The organism is Bacillus sp. AFS053548, assembly GCF_002575105.1.
GTDB lineage: Bacteria > Bacillota > Bacilli > Bacillales > Bacillaceae_G > Gottfriedia.
On the sequence record NZ_NUHI01000059.1, the window covers coordinates 1 to 6,124 of the forward strand.

The 6,124-nt window shown below is 29.8% G+C and carries 6 protein-coding genes; 4 read left to right on the forward strand and 2 right to left on the reverse strand.

Features of this window, described 5'->3' with window-relative positions:
* The first annotated feature begins 192 nt into the window (after positions 1–192).
* The 3 genes from CN946_RS20810 (at position 193) to CN946_RS20820 (ending at position 1,896) form a co-directional block, all read left to right on the forward strand.
* A complete protein-coding gene (locus CN946_RS20810) occupies positions 193–657 on the forward strand; it encodes a hypothetical protein (RefSeq protein ID WP_098862832.1) in 465 nt (154 codons plus the stop codon).
* 373 nt (positions 658–1,030) lie between these two features.
* Positions 1,031–1,366 carry a hypothetical protein gene (locus tag CN946_RS20815; protein WP_098862833.1) on the forward strand — a complete coding sequence of 112 codons (336 nt, stop codon included), beginning with the start codon at positions 1,031–1,033 and terminating at the stop codon, positions 1,364–1,366.
* An 80-nt stretch (positions 1,367–1,446) separates the two neighbouring features.
* Positions 1,447–1,896, forward strand: a complete 450-nt coding sequence (locus CN946_RS20820; protein WP_098862834.1) for a protein kinase family protein — start codon at positions 1,447–1,449, stop codon at positions 1,894–1,896.
* Between the two features lie 94 nt (positions 1,897–1,990).
* Here the strand turns inward: CN946_RS20820 and CN946_RS20825 are convergent, their stop codons facing one another.
* Positions 1,991–2,704, reverse strand: coding sequence for a class I SAM-dependent methyltransferase (locus tag CN946_RS20825; protein WP_098862835.1), 714 nt, complete (start codon positions 2,702–2,704; stop codon positions 1,991–1,993).
* Between the two features lie 168 nt (positions 2,705–2,872).
* Positions 2,873–4,774, reverse strand: a complete 1,902-nt coding sequence (locus CN946_RS20830; protein WP_098862836.1) for an endonuclease MutS2 — start codon at positions 4,772–4,774, stop codon at positions 2,873–2,875.
* Positions 4,775–5,554: 780 nt separating this feature from the next.
* On the opposite strand from CN946_RS20830, the gene CN946_RS20835 reads away from it, so the two are divergent.
* Positions 5,555–5,950, forward strand: coding sequence for a hypothetical protein (locus CN946_RS20835; RefSeq protein ID WP_098862837.1), 396 nt, complete (start codon positions 5,555–5,557; stop codon positions 5,948–5,950).
* Positions 5,951–6,124: the final 174 nt, after the last annotated feature.

Sequence of the window (6,124 nt, forward strand, 5' to 3'; positions counted from 1 at the left end):
GTTTTGAAGTGACAACATAAATAAATATACCATCTCGTCCAAATGATTGCAATCATTTCTTTTACAAAAAGTTAACAAAAATAATTTACGTAAATTTCAAACAAATTAATTAGTTAATTGTACAACTAGGTATAAGTACAGGCACAAACTATTCCTCTTCCATAGATTAGTACAAGAAAAGGAGGAATTGTTATGCAATGTAATGAAGCCCATCAATTATGTAATAATTTTAGAGGGCAGGTTGTACGCATTTTCGATAAAGAAGGAAACGAGCATGTTGGCCGTATTACTAGAGTAACTGACGATCGAGTTTTTATTGAACCAGTCAATCAAAATCGTCAGAATTCTAATAGATCATCCAATCGTAATAGAAGCAACATGAACAGAAACCAATCTAATAGAGATTTCTCAGAAAGAAACTTTTCAAATAGAAGTTCCCGCAATGAAAATCGTTTTGATAATATGTTTGGTAATCGTGTTGACAATCGATTTGATGATCGATTCGATAGAAGATTTGATAGAAGAGACGAAAGAAGAGACGATAGAGATTTTGACAGAGATGGATTTAGATGCGGATTCTTCGGCTGTGGGTTCGGTATTTCAATTGCACTCGGTTTTGTTGCAGGAGTCGCATTAGCTGCATTATTCTTTTTTTAATAGCTCAATAAAATCTTATATTCAATTACTGTGGGTATGTCTCTATGGTCATTTGCTGACTTTTGAGACACCCTTTATTTTATGGGTGAAAGGGATCCTAAAACACCCTCATTATACTTTTAATTACTAATACAAAAATAACTTCCTCTCATGAGATAAAGAATAAAAGCATCAAATATATGAATAGGAGTTATTATGAAAAAAATCATACAAGTCATTATAATTATATACATACTTTGTTTGTGTACATTTACCTATAAAACATTTTTAAGAATAAATAAAGTGGAGATTAATAAGCATTTTCCAATCTATCCTCATGGTGACCTATGATTTTTAAGAGTATACTTAGATAACTACATTATTAGAGGATCCTATGCAAATAGAATCATTAATTAATGATTTATCAAGCATGAATTTAATTAGCAAAAAAGAAATTAAGTACACTCAACTAACCGGTGGAACATCAAGCAGTATATATCTACTAAGTAACAGAAAAAACGAGTGTAAATATATTATTAAGTTAAATGATCCTCGTGTACTAGAATCAGAAGCATATTTTCTTAATTTCTATAACAATATAAATTTATTACCTAATTTACTATTTGCAGAAAAAGCATTTAAATACATAGTTTATCAGTTCATTCCAGGTAGCACGGATTATGTTAAAACACAAAAAAAGAATTACTTATATCACTTGTTGAACAGTTAATAAATAATTACGAATCCTACCCTAATGCTCCAGGTTGGGGATGGGCAGATGATTTATCGAATTCATGGTCAGATTTTCTTATGAGTAGAATAGCAGAGTCTTATAAAACTTTAGATTCGTATTTAGATAAGAAAGATCATACACTTATCTTTTCTATTATAAATAATTCAAAACAAATCACTTATCAAGGTGAACCTTTTTTATTACCTAGTGACTGTGGGATACACAATTTTATTTTTAACAAAGGAAAGTTAAGTGGAATTATTGATCCTACTCCAGTGTTTGGTGATCCACTTTATGATTTAATATATGCGTTTTGTTCATCGCCAGATAATCTAACTAAAGAAACAATTTCTACCGCAGTCAGTCATATGAAATTTTTACAAAATAATGATTCCTCCATAATATATAAAAACGTATTAGTTGGATTATACTTTAGGTTAGCTACATCTATAAGACATCATCCAAATGATTTAGACGAATATTTAATTGCTTGGAATTATTTGACTAGCTTGGTTAAATCCACATAATTTTTTTGGATATAATTGTTTGATACCTAGCTATTATACCAATCCTAGTAAGCGGGAATTTTGTAAATCAAACAAAAAAGATAAGCCATTATGCCTATCTTTTTCTACATAAAAATACTCTATATCCTAGCACATCTTTATAACGCACTAGTATTTCTTGAAATCTATGAAGCAATTCAATTCCCTCTGGTGGTAACTTTTGAAATGGTAGTGAATCAATTGGATTTGTTGATGTATTCATTATTGTATTTCCTTTGAGGATTTTATAATCTCTAAAGCCCCCTTTGATTAATGCTTGTTCCCACTCTCTTACCGTTTTTACTTTTGAAATACCATAAACATCCTTTATTTCACTTTCTTCTTTTAGTGTCAGTGGTCTCTCTGATGTCATTTCTATAGCAAGAAAATACCCACCTTTTTTTAACACTCTTACATATTCATGTAATGATTTATCTACATTAGTGAAGCTTGTTACTGATTCCGAAATAATAATATCAAATGAATTATCCTTAAAAGGAAGGTTTTCTGCACTTGCTTGATGCAGAGTAACTGGAATTTTCTTTTTGTTAAAACGTTTTCTTGCATTAGCCAGCATCCGACTGTTTATATCGATTGTTGTAATCGAGCAATTGAAACTTTCATATAAATAGCTAGCAGTTTTACCTGAACCGCATCCAACCTCTAAAACTTGGCTATCTGATTTCAACGGAAGAAATCTTAATGTTTTCTTTGTTAAATCAAACCCGCCTGGATGTGCATCTTCTATATTTAAAGTGGCGATTAAATCTATATAAGAAAATTTCCTCATACCAAGACCCCAATCATGTAGTTTGGTATAGTCTATTCATTTAAGCTTAAATTTGCTTTGTTTTCTTGAAAATGAATTTTTTCTCAAATCAAAAACATCAGATTTTAGGCTGATGTTTTTGTTTGTATACAAAGTGCAATAATTTGCTGATTGAAAACAGCTGTAATATCAATCCCCGTTACTTCTCATTCCTTTTTGAATCTTTCGAAGTGCCTTTTTCGAACCTCGTTCAATATCGTGCTGTAATTTCCTTGTCGCATAATCAACAAATAACGTATCTAAGTCATATCCTTCTGGATAAAGTTCAGCAGCCTTTACTTCTAAAGATATTCTTTTTTCATTCACTTCCAAAAAATCACCATTGTAAAAAACAATGAGATTGTAGAAATTATCGATTTCTTTATAGACAATTCCAAAGTTATCATAGTCTAATAATTTTACTCGATCACCTTTTTGATAGTTAACCTTTTCTTCAGATCTCAATTTGACAATCTTTGGTCTCCTTATTGCACTTTCAATCACTTTTTCTAATCGATATTCTTTATTTTCCATATATTCTTTCGCTCTTTGTAGTACATTTTCGCGAATATTCATTTTCTTAGAAATCCATAGAGCATTACTTTCTCCTGATTTCCCGATAATTAACTTATACATCGGTTCTAGTGTTTCACTATTAAATCTCATTGCTGCATTCATAAAATCACTGTGCATTTCTGAAAAGCGTTTTATTTCACCATAATGGGTAGTTGCAACTGTAATACATCCCATAAGGTAAAATTCTTCCAAAATAGAAATTGCTAGTGCTGATCCTTCATTAGGTTCCGTACCACTTCCTATTTCATCAAATAGTAAAAGTGTATTATTATTAGAAACACCCATAATATCAGAAAGGTTTTTCATATGTGATGAGAATGTGCTTAGTGCATTTTCTATACTCTGATTATCACCAATATCAACAAAAATCTTTTCAAATACTGCAATTTCAGTCCCCGCGTCTCCAGCAATATGGAAACCTGACATTGTTGCTAAAGTTAGTAAACCAATTGTTTTCAGAACGACCGTCTTTCCACCCGCATTAGGTCCAGTAATGATTAAACTACGATAACTTTCTCCTATCTCAAAATTAAGTGGAACTACATTACTGGTTAATAGTGGATGTTTGCATTCAACTAACTTTATATATCCGTAGTCATTTAATTTCGGCTCAACTCCACCTATATGTTTGCTAAATTTAGCTTTAGCAAACACCATATCATATTGGCTAATTAACTCCATATTTATATTTATTTCATAAATTTTCTCTAAAATCATTCCTGAAAGGGTAGCTAATATTTGATATTCTTCCATTGCCTCTTCAGCCTTTAGGATTGCTAACTCACTGTTTAATTTAGTTACTGTATTCGGTTCGATAAAGACTGTTGACCCTTTAGAAGAAACTTCAATAATTGATCCAGGAACTTGCTTCTTAAAGGAAGCTTTAATTGGTATTGTATATCTGTCATCTTTCTTACTTATAAAAAAGTCTTGAATATACATTTTATTTGCACTACTACATAGAAATTTATTTAAACGATCTTTAATTTTCTCCTCAACTGATTCAATATTATTTCGTATCCGTTTAAGATCCTTACTAGCCGCAGAATCAACGCTGTTTCCTTTAATTGAGAAGTTAATCTCATCTTCAATACTTATAAATTCACTCATTGAGTTTGCGTAAGAAGCGAGAATCGGGGCAAAAAATACGTTATCTTGCATAAACTTTTTAATTCTTCTACATCCTCTTAAAAAGTCCGAAATACTGATTAAATCACTCGGATCTAATATCATGCCCTTTTCAAGATTTTGAATAATATTTTCAATGTTAGAAACGCCTAAAAATGGTACATGTCCTTCTGCGTCTAATATTGCCCGAGCTTCAGTTGTCTCATTTAATCTATTTTTAACGACTTTTATATTGGTACTAGGTTCTAATTGATTTATCAACTTTTTACCTAATCCACTTATACAATAAGATTTTACTATTTCTTTTAACTCGTTATATTGTAATTTTTCAAATGTTATATTATTCAATTTTAATTCTCCTCTTTAATATGATTTTATCGATCATAAATGGAGATACCTACCGGTTAGATTCCAATGATTTATAGAAATAAAGTTTTTTTACCCGAAAAAATATAAAAAAGCTGCGGAGATACCGCAGCTTTCACATTACAAGGCAATCATAATTGAAATATAGTTAAATAAGCTATTACAGTATAGCCATACTAATTTCATTATACGCATTATAAAGTATTGTAGGTATCTTCATAGGTTTGAAATAAATACACGACAAAATTAAGGGTACGAATTCTACAAATTCCCCTTTTTTCATCCTATTTATTTCATTTATTTTTTATCCTATTTAGAACCTACCGCACTCACAAAATGCACCTCATTTATTATTATGTTCATTGGAATCTAACTTATTGAAATTATCATACTATGTGTAAATTGAAAAGTAAAGATGATCTACATTATTTACTATATGTGATTAATAAAAATTTTCTACAACTTTTTCCCCTTCAGGTAAGTACTCTACTTAAGTTTCATACTCTCTGTAAGTCAATTGTAAAAAGTAATAAGTGTATCTTCCAAATTTGAAGCAAATCAGTACACAGAGAAATTGCAAATCATTTATTTAGTAAGTCTGTTAGTTTTAGTGTTCAACTATGATTATTACATCAATGAGTTAGATACTTAAGATTAATTCAAATGTTAAATAACTCAGTATTGAATTGGTTTGTATTTAGAATAGTAATAGTTCATCATTTCTTGAAATAATTTTAAATTAGGGAAGGAGTGTAGATCGTAATGACTGAGGTTGAAAAGAAAAATTGGGTTGATAAAAGTATTATTCTATTATTAGTTTTTGTATTAATTATTTTAGCTATAAACATGCCTAAAATACAGAATTTCGATGAGTCAACTTTAATAGGAACTTACCAAAGCAAAAAACCTCCATTTGCAACTATAGTATTTGATGAAAAGGACCATCATACATTTTATTATTATAATCGTAATGAAGTAGATAAAGGAACTTATTCACAGAAAACAGATACGACGTATGTAATTAATAGTTCTAAGTTTCATAATTTGAAAATCATGTATGATAAAAAAAGAAGAACTTTTAAAATAAAAATCGATAATGAAACTTATGTTTTTAAACAATTTGATACAATTCCTACGATTATAGATAACTCTAAATGACAGATTCGGTTACTTAAAGTTCTTGGTATTCAAATTTTGTACAAAGGACTTTAAAAGACTATCAAAAATTGACAGTCCTTTAATATTTATTTAATATCAACAATTAACGGATTCAAAATAAAAAAAGCACCAGCTGATTAGCTGATACTTTGGTAAACCAGGCGACGTTCTACT